The sequence below is a fragment of the Ligilactobacillus animalis genome, assembly GCF_009933595.1.
Taxonomy (GTDB): domain Bacteria; phylum Bacillota; class Bacilli; order Lactobacillales; family Lactobacillaceae; genus Ligilactobacillus; species Ligilactobacillus animalis.
Genome location: NZ_CP047141.1, coordinates 1538234 through 1556195, shown reverse-complemented (window position 1 = coordinate 1556195; position 17962 = coordinate 1538234). Strand labels below are relative to the sequence as shown.

Here is a 17962-nt window from a genome sequence, read left to right as displayed (position 1 = left end):
GAACTGTTCATGGCTTACCGTAAATTAGGTCGCACAAGCGCACACCGTAAATCAATGTTACGCAACTTGACAACTGACTTGATCGTTAACGGTCGTATCGTTACAACAGAAACACGTGCTAAAGAAGTACGTAAGACTGCTGAAAAGATGATTACTTTGGGTAAAAAAGGTGATTTAGCTTCTCGTCGTCGTGCTGCTGCATTCATGATGGATGTTGTTGCAGACGTTAAAGAAGATGGCGATAAGGCAGTTGTTCAAACAGCATTGCAAAAGTTGTTTGAAGAAGTTGCACCTCGTTTTGAAGGCCGTAACGGCGGTTATACACGTATCATCAAGATGAACGAACGCCGCGGCGATGCAGCTAAGATGGCTGTTCTTGAATTGGTCGACTAATTTTTAATTATTAGCGACGAATATTACTAGTGTCACTTTTATAGCGATAACTGGGCGTTACGATGTTGGGTAAAACCGAGTCTAGTCCTAAGTAGCAGGTGTTGGATCTGTGAAACCTTCGTTATAAAAAGTGATTTTTTATTATCTTCATTTTTTTGGTATAAATCTTAAATAACGATGAAAAGAGTGCCTTTTTTAGGGCACTCTTTTTTAGTTTATATAACTTAAAATTTTTATGTTTGAATTTAGGAGTTTGCGGACTAAAACTTTATTATTAGGCGTTTTTTAGCTATTTGAGAAAACCGTTTTTTAAATGTAAATCGTTAAATTAAGGCATTAGATAAAAAAATTAATCTTTTGCTGGATAAAAACGTTTTTTTAGAAGATAACCTTTAGATTTTCATAATTTAAATTGTTTTTTGCTTAGTAAAAATTTAATATTAAATTGTAGAATGATAACTTAAGGTCAGATCAATTGGAGGAAAAAATGCTTTCAAAAAATAATCATAAATTATCTAACCAAAAACTATCTGCTAAAAAGCAACGTTTTAAAATAAAGAAATTGAGTGTAGGGGTAGCGTCTGTTTTGGTAGGTACTATGTTTGCCACCTATACAGGAGTGGATCGTGCGTCAGCGGATACTCAGGTTGATCCCGCAGTGACAATGACAGAAACTGACGATACAAAAGAGACATCTGAGAATGATACTTTAAAATCTACTGAAGCATCGACCGAAGTGACTGAAACGATGCCGGAAAACACCGAAACAGAGACAGTCGAGGATACAGAAACACCAGTTGAAACTTCTGTGACACCAGCTCCAGCTATTCAAGCGGAAACAGAAAACTCAGTGGTCGATACTGAAGCTCCTGAAGCGTCAGCAAATACAGAGGCAAAAACAGTAACTAATGAGGCAGATTCAGTTCCTGTTGTTGAAAACGAATACAGCTAAAGTTCAGGATTTAGAGCGGCTAAAGCTAATGAAGTTAAAGTTTATAGCTTAGATAGTCAAGTTGCGATTAAAAATGGTGGTGCTGAAGTAACGGCGATGGATGGTTATGTGGATAAGAAAAAACATACCACAAGATCTGAAGTCGTTCGTGTAGAAGTTAAATATGTCCCAAGTGCAAAAACAGGTAAAGAATTACCGATCTCGATCGAGTTGACCAGTAATTCTAATTATGAACTGCCAAGTTCGATCAAAGTAAATGGCACTTCTGTTGCACTGACTGGAGATGGTTACTATTATTCCAAAAATGTTAAGGTCAGACCTAACGAAGAAAGCCTGATCGAGTTTACGGTCAATATTTCAGGTCGTTTAAATAAAGTGACTTCCTTCAATATATACATCGCTACGGCTAATCAAGGGTATGGCCAACCTTTCCCAGCTAAGCATCAGGGCCAAGCTTTTATCAATAACGCTTTAGTTGCAACTAATAAATTTGATTCTAAAGCCTATAATGATGTGATCCAGGAATTAGAAGCACCGGCTGATAAAGTAGAACAAGTAGAAGTACCGTATGAAACCGTATATAAAGCAGATCCAGAACTGCTCGGGGGCCAACGTCAAGTGGAGAAAAAGGGTGTTTCAGGGCAAAAAACAGTCATTACGACACATGTTCTAGGGGCAAATAACCAATTCGTTGCTAAAACGAGTGAAGAGATCACCAAACAACCAGAAGCAGAGATCGTTCGCGTCGGGACTAAGGCGGAAACTACAACTGAAGCCATTCCATTTGTAACGGTCTACGAAGAAGATCCAACCATGAAGGTCACAGATAAAGAAGTGATCGCGGTGGCAGGGGTCGCAGGTCAAAAAGTGACGACAAAAACATATACTTTAAATGAACAGACTGGTGAACTAACGACCCAAGAAACAGTGAAGGTGACCGATCCAGTCAATCAAGTTATCAAGCACGGACCAAGTGGTGAGATCAATTACCAAACAGAATATCGTGAAAATAAGAACCTTACTGCGGGTGAAACGAAAGTCATTCAAGCTGGTAAAAAAGGTGCTTCGACTAAGGTCTATGACCCAGTAAATGGTACAGCTACGGCGACCTTTAGTCCAAAAACTGAAGCTAGTGTGACAAGAGAGCCACAATTGATCGTCGTTTTAGTTGAAAATAGTGGTGTAGTCGATATGTATCTATCGACTGACGTTTCTAAATTAGCACCACTCTGGGATAAGATGGAAGATGGCGACAAGTTACTTTGGATCAGTGCTTTGCGGATCCCAGAAAAATTTGATGATGCTAAAGCAAGTTATTCGGTCAAAGGACAAGATACAGCGATCAAACCATTAGAAAGCATTGGCACGATCACAGCTGATCAAATTCCAGCACGGTTTAATATTTCCGATGAGGATCTTAAAAATGCAGAAATTCGTTTAGAGACTGACCTCTTTACAGAAAATGAGAATTCTTTGATCAATAATAAAGCTTTGGTAAATCTATTGAATAAAGCTGGTTCACGGGTGATCTCGATCAGAAATACCGGCCAAAACAAACAGGAATTCAAAAAGTTTGGTTTTGCGGAAAAAGCCTTTCAAAAAGCTAAGATGCCATACAAATTGGATGATCAAGCTGGATTGCTCAGTGTGACACCAAACTTGATCCCAACGATCGTATATAAGCCATTGACGATCGCGATCGCTGATCCATCAGGTGAATTGCAGATCACATCTGCTCAATTAAAAGTTGGCTCTGAGGTAAAAGATCTTAAAGTAGCTGCTGGTAAAGTTCAGGATGAATATACACCGAAAGATGATACGCCGATCGAAGTCAGCTATGCTTTTGCAGGTAAAGCAACACAAACACGTGCGATCGAATTTAACGTAACTGCAGATGGCACGTCAGTAGCTAAATTATCAACAAATGTGCAACCAAAAGCTCATTTTGAAGTTACAACACCAACAAATGAGATCATCGAAGTCGGGACGAAACCAACTTCGACTTCAGAAGAGATCCCATTTGAAACGATTTACGTGACTGATGAAAAGATGCGGGCCGATGCCCCAGAAGTTGTCTTGGTTGAGGGTAAGGTTGGCCAAAAAGTGACGACGATCAACTACACGCTCGATCTAAACACAGGTAAAGTGACTGCCCAGCCACCGCAAGAAGTTATCACTGCTAAACCGATAACTCATCAGATCAAACGTGGTGTGGGTAAAGAAACTTCGCTCCCATATACAACAATTTATCAAGCAAGTGAAAAATTAGACTTAAACAAACAAGAGATCAAAGTTAAAGGTAAAAATGGTGTCTTGCAACCAAATGGGGTGGTCACTAGAGCTGCTGTTACCGAAATCATCTTAGTTGGGACCAAGCCAACGGTCGAAGAAAAGACGCTAGATTTTACGACTTTATACACGGCTGATCCAATGAGTTTACCAACTGATCCAGAAGTGATCGAACAAGTTGGTAAGGCTGGTAAACAAGTAACGACGACTAAATATAAAGTTGATCGCAAAACTGGGGCGGTAACAGCTTTAGAACCAACAGTCGAAACGACTCCTGCGGTCGATCAGATCGTAAAACGCGGGACTGGTAAGACGACTATTGTAGCTAAGCCAACCAAATATGTTGCTAATGTCGAGTTAGCAAATAAGACGACACGTGAAGTCGTGGCTGGGGTCGATGGGGTCGTTCATCCAAATGGTAAGGTCTTGACCGAAGTGGTTGCTCGTGTGATCGAAGTTGGGACTAAACCAGTCGTGGTCGAAACTGCGATTGAGCCGCAAGTGATCTACCAAGATGATCCAACGATGAAAAAAGATGATCCAGAAGTGATCGTGGTTCCAGGCACAGCAGGTAAGACGATCGAAACAACGACCTTTACTGTCAATGAACAAACGGGTGAAGTAAGCTCAAGTACAGCCGTTGAAACGATCAAAGCGATCGACCACGTGATCAAGCGTGGTAGTGGTGAAGAAAATCAGATCCCATACCAAACACGCTATGAAGCTGATGAAACAATGGCAAATGGCACAACAGCCGTTAAAGTCGCTGGTCAAGTAGGTATCAAACATCCAAATGGTACAACGACTAAAGAACCAGTAACTGAACTCATCTTAGTGGGTACTAAGCCAGTTGTAGTTGAAACGGCAATTGAACCACAAGTGATCTACCAAGATGATCCAACGATGAAAAAAGATGATCCAGAAGTGATCGTGGTTCCAGGCACAGCAGGTAAGACAATCGAAACGACAACGTTTGCGGTAAATGAACAAACGGGTGAATTAAGTTCAAGTGTTGCGACTGAAATGATCAAAGCGATCGATCGTGTGATCAAGCGTGGTAGCGGTGAAGAAACGCAGATCCCATATCAAACGCGCTATAAAGCTGATGCAACCAAGACAAATGGTGAAAAAGCAGTCAAAGTAGCCGGTCAAGTGGGTATCAAACATCCAAATGGTACAGTAACTAAAGAACCAGTAACTGAACTGATCTTAGTTGGGACTAAACCGGTTGTAGTTGAAACAGCAATTGAACCACAAGTAATCTACCAAGACGATCCAACGATGAAAAAAGATGATCCAGAAGTGATCGTAGTTCCAGGCACAGCGGGTAAGACGATCGAAACGACAACGTTTGCGGTAAATGAACAAACGGGTGAATTAAGTTCAAGTGTTGCGACTGAAACGATCGCAGCAATCGACCGTGTGATCAAGCGTGGTAGTGGTGAAGAGACACAGATCCCATACCAAACACGCTATAAAGGCGATGAGTCACTAGCTAAAGGGGAAAGAGTCGTAGCGATCCCAGGCCAAGTAGGTATCAAACATCCAAATGGTACAGTAACTAAAGAACCAGTAACTGAGATCATTTTGGTCGGGACCAAGCCAGAGGTAGTAGTCGAAGAACTCGATTTCACGATCTTATGTGAAGCCGATCCGACCTTACCAGTGGGGACGACAGTCATTGTACAAGCAGGGGAAAAAGGACAAAAGATCAAGACCATAACTTATCGCGTTGATGAAGAGACCGGTGAATTGATCGCTGAAGAAACTGAAGAAGTGATCGCACCAGTTACTCAATTGGTCAAACAAGGGACTAAGGTAGAAGAACCACAACCCGAAGTAAAACCAGTGGCTAAGGTGGAAACACCTAAAGCGCAACCAAAAGTTGAATTACCACAAACTGGGGATGTCAACGAAAATAACTTATCGCTACTTGGCTTGCTCGGACTTACGGGAGCTGGACTTTTAGCTGTCGGACGTCGTAAACGTCAAATCAAATAGTTGAAAAGATCAGTACTCATCCTGGATGGGTGCTGATTTTTTTAGTATTTAGGCAAAAAAATTGCTTTTGCAAAACGAAAGCGGTAACTTCAGTATGAGAGTGGTTATTTATCAAACTTACAATTTGTAAGCATGTTTCGTGACAAGTTGGAAAATGTTTGTATAATCAAGAGTAGTAAGTAAAAGAAAGTGGGAGTGAAAATGGAAAAGGTAAAAAATATTATTATCGGTTTTGGTAAGGGTGGTAAAACTTTAGCCAAGACTTTGGCAACTAAAGGCGAGGAAGTTTTAGTGATCGAACGTTCTGACCAGATGTATGGGGGAACATGTATCAATATCGGTTGCTTACCCTCCAAACGCTTGATCATTGAAGCTGAGAAAAAGGCTGATTTCAGTCAAGCTGTTACTGGTAAAAATGAGATGACAGCTTTCTTGCGGGATAAGAATTACCACATGTTGGCTGACGAACCGACTGTGCGTGTTTTAGATGGGACCGCTAAGTTCAAGTCAGACCATGTAGTCACAGTAACGACGCCTGCTGGTGAGACCCTAGATTTTGAAGGGGAACGGATCGTTATCAATACTGGAGCTGAACCAGTGATATTACCGATCCCAGGTCTAGCAGATAGCAAGTATCTATTGGATTCAACTGGTGCGATGGATCAAAGTGAATTGCCTAAAGAATTGGTGATCATTGGTGCTGGTTATATCGGGCTTGAATTTGCTAGCATGTTTGCCAATTATGGTGCTAAGGTCACAGTTTTGGATGCATCAGATAAGTTTATTCCAAGAGAAGATGATGATATTTCCCAAATGGTCTTTGATGACTTGAGTGCTTTGGGGATCGACTTTAAGTTGGGTGTCAAGATCAAAGAAGTTTGCGACCTTGAGGATAAAGTTGAGATCGTCTATGAAAACGATGGTGAACATACCGTAACAGCGGATAAAGTTTTAGCTGCGACGGGACGTAAACCGCGGACTAGCGAACTAGGCTTAGAAAATACCGCGATCAAATTGGATGAACGTGGAACAGTGGTCGTTGATGATCAATTGCATACCAGTGTTCCTGGTGTCTGGGCGATCGGGGATGTTAAAGGTGGGTTGCAATTCACCTATATCTCTTTAGATGATTTCCGGATCATTAAAGATGAACTTTTTGGCGCTGGCAAACGTCGGATCAGTGATCGTAAAAATGTGCCTTATAGCGTCTTTATCGAACCGCCATTGTCTAAAGTTGGTCTAAATGAAAAAGAAGCTAAAGCAGTAGGGATCGAATATAAGCTCTTCAAGTTACCAGTTGCAGCTATTCCTAAGGCCCGGGTCTTAAAGGATACTCGGGGACTCTTTAAAGTTTTAGTCGATCCTGAAACTGACTTGATCTTAGGGGCTACGATCTATGCTAAAGAATCACACGAGTTGATCAATTTGCTCAGTTTGGCGATCAATGCTAAATTACCATACACAATGTTGCGTGATCAGATCTATACCCATCCAACGATGAGTGAAGCGCTCAATGATGTTTTAAAGTAAAGTAAGGTAATTATATAATGCGAATTTTTGTAGTCGGTGCTACTGGTCGAGTTGCATCAGAATTGGTCAAAGAGCTAGTTGCTAAGGGGCATCAAGTAACCGCAACTGCGCGTCATCCGGAAAATGTCTCGTTGAAGGATTCACCCCAAGTGACTGCAGTCAAATTAGATCTGCATGCTTCAAAAGAAGAATTGGCAGAATTGATCGGTCAACAAGATGCGATCTACTTTACAGCCGGTTCACGTGGTAAAAATCTCTTACAGACCGACGCTTTTGGGGCTGTCAAGACGATGCAAGCAGCCGAGTTGAATGGTATCAAACGTTATATCATGTTGAGCTCATTACATGCCTTAGAACCAGAATTTTGGCATGAGAACGGTTTAGCTCAGATCATGGATTATAACATTGCCAAATTCTTTGCGGACCACTATCTAGTGCATAACACGGACTTAGATTATACGATCTTACAACCAACAGCTTTGACCGAAGAACCTGGTACAGGTAAGATCACGGTCGGGGCGACTAAAGTTTCTAAAAATCCGATCCCAGATGTGGCCTTGACCTTAGCTGAGATCTTGGAACATGACAATACACGCAAAAAAGTTATCATGATGAGCAGTGGTGATACACCGATCGCTCAAGCTTTGGCAAACGTATAGTAATGGCTAACTAAAAAGCCGACCAGCACCGGTCGGCTTTTTAGTTAGCTTAAAGAGCGTTTGAACTCAGCTGCTAACGCTGGAAGTAAAGGTTCATATGTACTTAGAGTCTTTAAGGCTTCACTTGGACTTGCACTAGGTGAGAGCGTGATCATCGGTGCTACCGAAAGAACAGGCATTTTGAGCCCTTGCATGACTAAACGTAAGGCAATCTGGACTTGGGAGCCACCGTGTCCACCAAAAGTAACTAAGCAAGCGGGTTTTCCTTGCCATTCGCAATAGAGATAGTCAAGCGCATTTTTCAAGACCGCAGGATAGCCCCAGTTATATTGCGGAACGATGAAGATAAAGCCCGCGTAAGCAGCGATCTTTTCACTCCAACGTTTGGTCTTCTCATGCTGGTAAGTACCAGTTTGGGGCATTTCACTTTCATCTAAGAAGGGTAAGTCAAAATCAGCTAGATCGATGATATCGTAAGTCAGCTCAGCTTGAGGCAGATTTTTTGCGAACCATTCAGCGATCGAGGGGCTCCGGCGCCCAGGACGCGTACTACCGATGATGATCCCGATTTTTTTCATAAAATTTCACCTCGTGACTTTAATTTTAGAAGTAAAATCTCAGATTGGCAAATTAAAACGTGAGAATGTGGTATATTATTCCTAAAGGGTTGCAGACTAGCAACTAGAATTTCAGTGGGGGAAGCTAAATGAGTGTAATTATTGAGATAAAAAATCTTAGCTTTGCGTACGATGAAGCGAGTCAAAAAAAGACATTGTCGCAGATCGATTTAACGATCGAACAAGGGCAGTGGGTCGCTTTGATCGGCCATAATGGAAGTGGCAAGAGTACTCTGGCTAAATTGCTCGATGGGCTATTGACGCCAACTGAGGGGACGATAACTGTGGCCGGTCTTCCTTTGAATGAAGAAAATATTTGGGCGATCAGAGATCAGATCGGGATGGTCTTTCAGAATCCGGATAATCAATTTGTGGGCGCAGATGTTGAAGGGGATGTGGCCTTTGGCTTGGAAAATCGAGGTGTACCCTATGAACAAATGCATCAACATGTTCAAGAAGCCTTGGAAGCTGTTAACATGCAGGCTTTTGCCAAACACGAACCGGTCCGACTTTCGGGTGGACAAAAGCAGCGCGTTGCGATCGCAGGCGTCTTGGCGATTAGACCACAGATCGTGATCTTCGATGAATCGACCAGTATGCTTGATCCCGAGGGCCGAGCCGAGTTAGTTGCTTTAATGCGACGCTTGAATAAAGAAGAAGGTTTTACAGTCATTTCGATCACACATGATATCGATGAGGCGGCTCTGGCTGATCGGATCATTGTGTTAGAGCAAGGTAAAGTGATCGATGATGATACCCCAGAAAATATCTTTACCCGGGGCAATGAATTGAGTAAAGTGGGGTTAGATGTACCTTATCCCGAACGGTTGAAGCATGAGCTAGCTAAGCTGGGGATCAAAGTACCCGAAAAATATTTGACAGAAAAGGAATTGGTGGACTGGTTATGGCAATTCAACTTGAAAAATTAAGCTATACGTATCAAGCCGAGACCCCGTTAGCCCAACAAGCTCTAAAAGATGTGAGCTTTACGATCAAAGATCAAAGTTTTACCGCTATTGTTGGACATACTGGGAGTGGAAAGTCCACCTTGCTCCAGCATTTAAATGGACTTTTAAAACCTACTAGTGGTCGTTTGACAGTCAATGGGCAGGTGATAACGCCAGCGACTAAAAATAAAGAGTTGGCCAAGTTGCGCCAAGAAGTTGGTTTCGTGTTTCAATTTCCTGAAGCTCAACTATTTGAAGAGACGGTCTTAAAGGATATTGCCTTTGCACCGAAAAATTTTGGGGTAACGGCTGAAGAAGCTGAAAAGATCGCGCGTGAAAAAGCCAAACTCGTTAATTTAGATGAAAGTGTGTTGGAGCGTTCACCGTTTGAGCTTTCTGGGGGGCAGATGCGTCGGGTCGCGATCGCAGGGATCTTAGCGATGTCACCTAAAGTTTTAGTTTTAGATGAACCGACTGCAGGCCTAGACCCGAGCGGACGTGCCGAAATGATGGCGTTATTCAAACGACTTCATGAAAAAGAAAAATTGACGATCATTTTAGTGACCCATCAAATGAACGATGTGGCTAATTTTGCCGATCAAGTTTTAGTGATGGAATCAGGACGCTTGCTCGCCGATAAAACACCAGCTGAGCTCTTTTCTGATCCCGACTGGCTAAAAGCACATCACTTAAATCTGCCACAAACGACCGCATTTGCGCAGCGGTTAGTCGAACGGGGATTGAAATTTGCGCAGCTACCGTTGACTGAACATGAATTAGCACAAATTTTAGCGACAAAAATAAAAGAACAGGGGGCTGAAAATGGATAAATTATTACTCGGACGTTATATACGGGGTGATTCTTTGGTACATAGCCTTGATCCCCGTGCCAAAATGATCTTGTGTTTTTACTTTGTGTTGATCATTTTTTTATGTAACAACTGGCAATCATATCTGCTATTAGGAACTGTGACCTTGCTCAGTGTTTTACTTTCAAAGATCAGCCTGAGTTATTTTGTCAAAGGGGTCATGCCGTTGATCTGGCTGATCTTATTTACAGTCCTCTTGCAGGTCTTCTTCACCCGTGGCGGCACGACTTATTGGCAATTTGGACCACTGACCTTGACACAGTTTGGCTTAGTCAATGGTTTTTATGTCTTTTGTCGTTTTGTGTTGATCATTTTTATGTCGACACTTTTGACCGTGACAACGACACCACTTGCGATCGCGGATGCAACTGAATCGTTGATGCAACCGTTAAAGAAACTAAAGGTCCCAGTGCACGAGATCGCTTTGATGTTGTCGATCGCATTGCGTTTTGTGCCGACTTTGATGGATGAAACGACTAAGATCATGAATGCACAACGCTCGCGTGGGGTCGATTTTAGTGAAGGCAGTTTGATCTCCCGGATAAAGGCCGTGATCCCGCTATTGATCCCCTTATTTGTCAGTGCCTTGACGCGGGCGGAAGATCTGGCAACTGCGATGGAAGCGCGTGGTTATCGTGGAGGAGAAGGGCGAAGCAAGTATCGTTTGCAAGTTTGGCATTTACAAGATACGCTAGCGCTAGTATTCTTTTTCCTAGTGACCCTTGCTTTGATATTTTTGAGAAATTGAGGAATTTTAATGACGAAGCGTTATATGATAACTTTAGCCTATGATGGCACTAATTTTGCGGGTTTTCAGGCCCAACCTAAGCAACGGACCGTGCAGTCAGTTCTAGAAAAAGCACTCAACAAGATGAGTAAATTTGACGACTACATCACGATCTATGGCTCGGGGCGCACTGACTCGGGTGTCCATGCTTTGGGGCAAGTCATTCACTTTGATTTTCCCCATGATATCTCACCAGAAGGGATGCTCAAGGGGTTAAACTCAATGTTGCCCCTTGATTGTGAGGTCATCGACTGCAAGATCGTCAGTGATGACTTTCATGCGCGCTTTACCACTCATGGCAAGCGCTATATGTACCGTGTCAGCCGTTCGTGGTTTACCGATCCTTTCAAACGTTTCTACACGGGACATTACAAATATCCCCTTGATATCAAGCGGATCGAAGAAGCGATGCCCGATGTCGTGGGGACCCATGATTTTTCGAGTTTTGTAGCTTCAGGCAGTCAAACTAAAGATCATGTCCGAACGATCTATGAGGCTACCGTCAGAGAAGACAAAGAAAACAATGAAGTGATCTTTGAATTCTACGGCAACGGCTTTTTGTATAATCAAGTGCGGATCATGGTAGCGACCTTGTTAGAGATCGGAAATGGTAAACGTCCAGTCCATGATTTTTTACGCTTGTACGAAGTCAAAGACCGCAATGAATGTCGGGAAACAGCACCCGCAAGTGGACTTTATCTGAAGAAAGTGTATTATGAATAAAATAATAGCTTGATTTTACGATTTATTGAAAGTTATAATTGACTATACCTAAAAAAAATCGTAATATAGTATTTGGTATTGTTTGCCCCACAGTAAGCCCCGTTAATCTTATTGTTTGTCAAACATGTATACATTAAATGGAGGAAATAAACGTGCGTACAACATATATTGCAAAACCAGGCGAAGTAGAACGTAAATGGTATGTCGTAGATGCAACAGATGTTCCTTTGGGACGCTTATCCACAGTGGTAGCATCTGTTTTACGCGGCAAGAACAAGCCTACTTTCACACCAAACGTTGATACAGGTGACTTTGTGATTGTCATCAATGCAGAAAAAGTTGCTTTGACAGGTCGTAAAGCAACAGATAAGATCTATTACCATCACTCAAACCATCCAGGTGGCTTGAAGGAACGTACAGCTGGTGACTACCGTGAAAAGGATCCAGAAAAATTGATCGCATTATCTGTTAAAGGTATGCTTCCAAAGGGTACTCTTGGTCGTGCACAAGCTAAGAAGCTTCACGTTTACCGTGGTGCAGAACACAAGCATGCTGCTCAAAACCCAGAAGTATTAGACATCACAAACTTAATCTAGGAGGAAAACGAATTTGGCACAAGTACAATATCGCGGCACAGGTCGTCGTAAAAACTCAGTTGCACGTGTGATCTTGGTACCAGGTACAGGTAAGATCACAATGAACGGCAAATCTGCAGAAGAATACATTCCATTTGCAAACTTACGCGAAGTTATGGCTCAACCATTCGTTGCCACAGAAACAAAAGACCAATATGATGTATTGGTAAACGTTAACGGTGGTGGCTTCTCAGGTCAAGCTGGCGCTACACGTCATGGTATCGCACGCGCTTTACTTGAAGTAGATCCAGACTTCCGCGGTGTCTTGAAGCGTGCAGGTCTCTTGACTCGTGATGCACGTATGAAAGAACGTAAGAAGCCAGGTCTTAAGAAGGCTCGTAAAGCTTCACAATTCTCAAAACGTTAATATCGCGTTATATCAACGTTTCAAACGCATTTCTCACTTCGGTGGGAGATGCGTTTTTTTGTTTTGACCTAGACTTTTCAGAAGATTATGGGATATTTTATTTGCCGTAGACCATTATCAGGGATATCATGGAGAAAGAAAATGGAGTGTGTTAGTCAGATCGTGAAGCTATTATTTCTCTTGCAGAAAAAAGTTCATGATCGTGATATTTGCAATGAATGTTAATGGTGGTAAATAAATTAAGAAGGGAAAAGCTATATTACTTCTAGTAATTCAGGAAAGATATGGCTAGGTGCTAAAAATTGAAAAAGATTAAGCGGTTTTTATTGGAAAGAAAGACAACATGGGAGTTGTTGGGAGTTTATATGGATCATTTTGGTGAAAGGTTACCGATAGCTCAGATGTGTGTAACTGATAGTGAATTGAGAGAAATTCTGATCAGAGCTTTACTCGAGAATAAGAAGTATAAGTTGAATATTCCCAAGGGATGTATTGTATAGATCCATAAGATGATTAATAAATCAGATTTGACGTAATAGAACTTTGAAGCAAGAAGTTGCTACGATCAAACAAAGGACAGCCGATTTAAGAATCACAAAAGATAGAGATTGATCTGCAGAAAAATGGCTAATCTGCAGAAATATTGTTGTCTATATTATATAAATATGATCAACCAAAAGAACCAGCACATCGTGGGATCCACAACGTGCTGGCTCAATTTGATTGGGCGTAGAATTTAGCTTGGCAGTAAGTGCGTGAATAGTCAAAAATGCGCCCATCATTTAAATAATAAATATCTTCGAGTCGTAAAGCGGGACTATTAGGGGACAAGTCTAGTAATTTAGCTTGAGCTTCATCGAGCAAAACACTATCAAAGTATTTATCCGAAAAACCGATCTTTAGGCCTTGGGCGCGTAAATAGCTAAAGATAGAGCCTTCTGCTACAGTAGCGGGTAAATGACCGACGAGATCGGCAACATAAAAAGATTCTTCTAGCCAAAAAGGTTTACCATCTAAATATTGTAACCGCAAAATGCGGTAGACCAAACTGCCGACTGGGAGCTGTAAATTTTTAGCAATTTCAGGTTCGGCGGGGAGTTTTTCAAAAGCGAGGACACGGTTGGTGATCCGTTCGTGAAAATTACCAAAAAAACCAGCAGTATTTTGAAATAAAGGATCATAATCTTGGCGTTGGCGCCGTCTGACAAAGATCCCACTTCCCTGAACTTGGTAGACTACATGCGAATTTTCGAGATTCTTAAGTGCTTGCATCATCGTGTTTTTGCTCACACCATACATTTCCATCAATTCGGTCAAACTGGGCAGTTTAGTTCCATGGGAAAGTTGATTATCATCGATATAAGATTTGAGCTTGTTTGCGATCACTTGATGTTTTAACATATGCTATTTCACCTCATATTTCAGTATAGCATAATGAAAACGCTTGACAAAATGTTTGGTAACAATTTAGCATATAAGTGTACCCAAACAATTATACATAATCTAAGAAAGGGGCTTATGCAAATGATCCATCAAACATTAAAACCATTTCCAAAAGATTTCTTATGGGGGGCTTCGACTTCGGCTTACCAAGTTGAGGGTGCCAGTTTAGAAGACGGCAAAGGACCATCTTTTCAAGATACCAAGGAATTGCCACCAGGGACCGCTGATCTAACGGTCTCAGTTGATCATTATCATCGTTACAAAGAAGACATCGCCTTGATGGCCGAGATGGGTTTTAAAGCATATCGTTTCTCGATCTCATGGTCACGTGTTTTACCAGAAGGGATCGGGAAAGTTAATCCTAAGGGGATCGAATTTTATAATAATTTGATCGATGAATGTTTGAAATATGATATCGAACCGATCATCACGATGTTTCATTTCGACATGCCGGCAGCTCTGGAAGAAAAAGGTTCTTGGAGCAATGCGGAATCTTCCGAATGGTTCAAGGAATTTGCTCAAGTGCTCTTTGAAAATTACGGTGACCGGGTCAAATATTGGTTGACGATCAATGAACAAAATATGATGACTTTAGTTGGACAACTGATCGGTACATTACGTGTGCCAGAAGCAACAACGAACTTGACTAAAGAGATCTATCAACAAAATCACCATCAATTAGTGGCACAAGCTAAAGCGATGCAATTATGCCACGAGATGTTGCCACAAGCCAAGATCGGTCCGGCGCCAAATATCGCGTTGGCTTATCCTAATGGTAATCGTCCAGAAGACATCATCGCGGAACAAAATGCCAATGCGATCCGCAATTGGTTATATTTAGATATGGCTGTTTATGGGCGCTACAATAACTTGGTTTGGGCGTATTTAGAAGCTAAAGATGCAACCCCAACGTTTGCTCCTGGAGATGCCGAAGTCTTAAAGGCAGCCAAACCTGATTTTATCGCTTTTAATTACTATACTTCATTTACGGTCGAAGCAAGTGATGGTAGTGAACAGATCGATGACAAATTTGCTGATCAGCAATCTGCAATGTCTGAACCGGGATATTACCGTAGTGTACAAAATCAAAATTTGAAAAAGACCGAATTTGGTTGGGAGATCGATCCAGTTGGCTTTAGAGCGACCATGCGTGCCTTATATGATCGCTACCAACTTCCATTATTAGTCACGGAAAATGGGATCGGAGCTTATGATGAACTAACTGCAGATGGAAAAGTCCATGACCCATATCGGATCGTTTATTTGCGCGAACACATTGCTCAGATACAAAAAGCGATCTCGGATGGCGTTGAGATGTTAGGCTATAATCCATGGTCAGCGATCGACCTGATCTCAACGCATGAAGGAATCAAGAAGCGCTATGGTTTCATCTATGTTGATCGGGATGAATTTGATCTCAAGACTTTAAAACGTTACCGCAAAGATTCATTTTATTGGTATAAAAAAGTTATTGCGACTAACGGCCAAGATCTCAGTGATCAGTTCTAAACCAAGAGTGGCTGGGGGATGTGCTTAACTATAGACTTGTGTTATGCTAAAGAAAAATCAAGCAGGTGAAAGTATGTACTTCAAACAGATCTATTCCACGCCCCTGGGAGAATTGCTGTTAGTCGGGACCGAAACAGAACTTGTGGGAGCTTGGTTCACTGATCAAAAATATTTTGCTCCTGATTTTTCACTTGAAAAGATCGCAGATGTTGAGACTCCGGCTTTAAAACAAGCTAGAGCATGGCTAACGGAGTATTTTAATGGTCAGATCCCGACTACAAAGATCACGTTAGCACCACAAGTTACGCCTTTTAGGCAGCGAGTATTGCAGCAACTACAGCAGATCCCCTATGGAACTACGGTGACCTACCAAGAGCTAGCAAAACAATTGGCCTCGCATCCAAGGGCTGTCGGTGGGGCTGTAGCGCATAACCCATTGAGTCTTTTTATCCCGTGTCACCGCGTTTTGGCAAGTGACGGCAGTTTGCATGGCTATGCTGGTGGACTTGACCGTAAACAGGCGCTACTAGAACTGGAACAGATCTTATAAAAAATTATTGCCAGATCATTTAAGATATTTTAAAATAATAAAAAATGTCTAGGAGGCAATATAAAATTATGGAAATGTCAAAAGAACGCCTGACTGCCTTCACTGATGCAGTATTAGCGATCATTATGACGATCTTAGTTTTAGAGTTGAATAAACCTGAAGCGATGACTTGGGCTGCCGTTTGGGATCTATGTGAGAGTTTCTTTGCCTACACTGTTTCATTTTTCTGGTTAGGAACGATGTGGGTCAATATGCACCGAGCTTGGCATAATGTTGAAAAGATCAATAATGAACTAGTATGGAACTCTTTGATATTGTTATTCTTTTCTTCATTTTCCCCTGTACAACAAGTATCGTAGCTGATAATTTTGACAGTCCCGTTGCTCAAACGATGTATGGAATCATTGTTTTAGCTGTTACAGCTTGCAATATTTGGATGTATGTGGAACTAAAACGCATAAATAAGGGAAAATCAGTCGAGGCAGATTTTAGTATCCTAGATGGTCGTGGCATGTTTGATGTTGCAGGAAAAGTGATCGGTCTGATCTTGACTTTAACGATCTTTCCGCCTGCAATGATGTGGGAAGTCTTGATCACGGCGATCTTTATCGTTTTACCACGCTCGATCTGATCAGTAAATAAGTTGGTGGTAACACCAGCTTATTTTTTAGTTTGAGTGTAAAAACGTACATTTGAGTAAGAAGAGTGGTAATATAGGTTAAAACTTAGCAAAGGGAAGTGAGTGAATGAACGAAAAATTTACTGAAAATATCCACGTTTTAGATGGATCAATGGCGGCTGCCTTGAAAGAACAAGGAATAGATAGTACGGGTGAGCTGTGGACAGCCCAAGCGTTAAGCGACAATATCGAAGCTGTTTATGATGCGCATTACAGTTATTTAGCAGCTGGAGCCCAGATGATCTTGACCGATACGTATCAAGCTAATCTGAAAGCTTTTGAAAAAGCTGGTCATTCCAAACAGCAGGCTGAAAACTTGGTAGGGATGGCGGTATTAGTGGCTCAAAAAGCTCGAGATGACTATGAAGAACAGACCGGAAAACATGCTTTAGTGGCTGCCTCGATCGGACCATATGGAGCCTATCTTGCCGATGGCAGTGAGTATCGGGGGGATTATTTGTTGAATGATGCGCAATATCTTAATTTTCATTTGCCACGTTTGACGGCCGTACTTGCGCAAGCACCGGATTGTTTAGCTTTAGAGACCCAGCCAAAACTCTCAGAACCACTAGCTTTATTGAGATGGCTGGAAAAAAATGTGCCTCAGATGCCAGTCTACGTTTCATTTACACTCCGAGATGAAATGACACTTAGCGATGGGACCGAACTTAAGCGGGCGGTTGCAGCGATCAGTAAATTTGAGCAAGTATTTGCGATCGGTGTCAATTGTATCGTACCTGAGCTTGTGAGTGGAGCGCTTAAAGTTATGCGGCAAGCAACGACTAAAAAGCTCATCGTCTACCCTAATCTCGGAGCTCAATATGATCCTGAGACTAAGACATGGGCCAAAAGTGAGCAACAGTTAGATTTTACGCAGCTGACTGAAAAATGGTATCAAGCTGGTGCGAGCATCATTGGTGGCTGTTGCATGACGACGAGTCCCCAGATCAGTCAGATCGCAACGTACTTTGAGCAGTATCAAAAAGAGAATGTATAAAAAAACACGCGCTGA

General features: G+C 41.9%; 16 protein-coding genes and 1 pseudogene. 15 read left to right on the top strand and 2 right to left on the bottom strand.

Annotated elements, in window-relative coordinates:
* Positions 1-9 precede the first annotated feature (9 nt).
* The 5 genes from rplQ (at position 10) to GSR62_RS07585 (ending at position 7824) form a co-directional block, all read left to right on the top strand.
* Positions 10-393 carry a 50S ribosomal protein L17 gene (gene rplQ, locus GSR62_RS07605; RefSeq protein ID WP_004050261.1) on the top strand — a complete coding sequence of 128 codons (384 nt, stop codon included), beginning with the start codon at positions 10-12 and terminating at the stop codon, positions 391-393.
* Between the two features lie 487 nt (positions 394-880).
* Complete coding sequence (locus GSR62_RS07600; RefSeq protein ID WP_066023536.1) at positions 881-1345, top strand: YSIRK-type signal peptide-containing protein; 465 nt, start codon at positions 881-883, stop codon at positions 1343-1345.
* A gap of 108 nt (positions 1346-1453) precedes the next feature.
* Positions 1454-5635, top strand: a complete 4182-nt coding sequence (locus GSR62_RS07595; RefSeq protein ID WP_161517662.1) for a G5 domain-containing protein — start codon at positions 1454-1456, stop codon at positions 5633-5635.
* 201 nt (positions 5636-5836) lie between these two features.
* Positions 5837-7165 (top strand): FAD-containing oxidoreductase, encoded by a 1329-nt coding sequence (locus GSR62_RS07590; protein ID WP_066023534.1) that lies wholly within the window; start codon positions 5837-5839, stop codon positions 7163-7165.
* Between the two features lie 14 nt (positions 7166-7179).
* Complete coding sequence (locus GSR62_RS07585; protein ID WP_066023533.1) at positions 7180-7824, top strand: SDR family oxidoreductase; 645 nt, start codon at positions 7180-7182, stop codon at positions 7822-7824.
* Positions 7825-7868: 44 nt separating this feature from the next.
* Here the strand turns inward: GSR62_RS07585 and GSR62_RS07580 are convergent, their stop codons facing one another.
* A complete protein-coding gene (locus GSR62_RS07580; RefSeq protein WP_066023532.1) occupies positions 7869-8402 on the bottom strand; it encodes an NADPH-dependent FMN reductase in 534 nt (177 codons plus the stop codon).
* Positions 8403-8530: 128 nt separating this feature from the next.
* On the opposite strand from GSR62_RS07580, the gene GSR62_RS07575 reads away from it, so the two are divergent.
* The 6 genes from GSR62_RS07575 (at position 8531) to rpsI (ending at position 12769) form a co-directional block, all read left to right on the top strand.
* Entirely contained in the window at positions 8531-9370 is an 840-nt protein-coding gene (locus GSR62_RS07575; RefSeq protein ID WP_010688163.1) for an energy-coupling factor ABC transporter ATP-binding protein, read from the top strand.
* Positions 9346-10218: an energy-coupling factor ABC transporter ATP-binding protein gene (locus GSR62_RS07570; RefSeq protein ID WP_066023531.1), complete on the top strand. Its 873-nt coding sequence runs from the start codon at positions 9346-9348 to the stop codon at positions 10216-10218. The genes GSR62_RS07575 and GSR62_RS07570 overlap by 25 nt, the downstream gene beginning before the upstream one ends.
* A complete protein-coding gene (locus GSR62_RS07565; protein ID WP_066023530.1) occupies positions 10211-11005 on the top strand; it encodes an energy-coupling factor transporter transmembrane component T family protein in 795 nt (264 codons plus the stop codon). The genes GSR62_RS07570 and GSR62_RS07565 overlap by 8 nt, the downstream gene beginning before the upstream one ends.
* A 9-nt stretch (positions 11006-11014) precedes the next feature.
* Entirely contained in the window at positions 11015-11767 is a 753-nt protein-coding gene (gene truA / locus GSR62_RS07560; protein ID WP_004050249.1) for a tRNA pseudouridine(38-40) synthase TruA, read from the top strand.
* Between the two features lie 152 nt (positions 11768-11919).
* The gene (gene rplM, locus GSR62_RS07555; protein ID WP_004050247.1) at positions 11920-12363 is read left to right on the top strand and encodes a 50S ribosomal protein L13; all 444 of its coding nucleotides are present in this window, start codon (positions 11920-11922) and stop codon (positions 12361-12363) included.
* Positions 12364-12376: 13 nt separating this feature from the next.
* The gene (rpsI, locus tag GSR62_RS07550) at positions 12377-12769 is read left to right on the top strand and encodes a 30S ribosomal protein S9 (RefSeq protein WP_004050245.1); all 393 of its coding nucleotides are present in this window, start codon (positions 12377-12379) and stop codon (positions 12767-12769) included.
* A 714-nt stretch (positions 12770-13483) separates the two neighbouring features.
* Here the strand turns inward: rpsI and GSR62_RS07545 are convergent.
* A complete protein-coding gene (locus GSR62_RS07545; RefSeq protein ID WP_066023529.1) occupies positions 13484-14170 on the bottom strand; it encodes a GntR family transcriptional regulator in 687 nt (228 codons plus the stop codon).
* Positions 14171-14293: 123 nt separating this feature from the next.
* On the opposite strand from GSR62_RS07545, the gene GSR62_RS07540 reads away from it, so the two are divergent.
* The 4 genes and pseudogenes from GSR62_RS07540 (at position 14294) to mmuM (ending at position 17947) form a co-directional block, all read left to right on the top strand.
* Positions 14294-15721: a glycoside hydrolase family 1 protein gene (locus GSR62_RS07540; RefSeq protein WP_035447757.1), complete on the top strand. Its 1428-nt coding sequence runs from the start codon at positions 14294-14296 to the stop codon at positions 15719-15721.
* A gap of 73 nt (positions 15722-15794) precedes the next feature.
* On the top strand, positions 15795-16271 hold the full coding sequence (locus GSR62_RS07535) for a methylated-DNA--[protein]-cysteine S-methyltransferase (RefSeq protein ID WP_066023652.1): 477 nt from the start codon (positions 15795-15797) through the stop codon (positions 16269-16271).
* 74 nt (positions 16272-16345) lie between these two features.
* Positions 16346-16902, top strand: a pseudogene (locus GSR62_RS07530) (TMEM175 family protein).
* Positions 16903-17017: 115 nt separating this feature from the next.
* A complete protein-coding gene (mmuM, locus tag GSR62_RS07525) occupies positions 17018-17947 on the top strand; it encodes a homocysteine S-methyltransferase (protein WP_066023528.1) in 930 nt (309 codons plus the stop codon).
* The last annotated feature ends 15 nt before the right edge of the window (positions 17948-17962 follow it).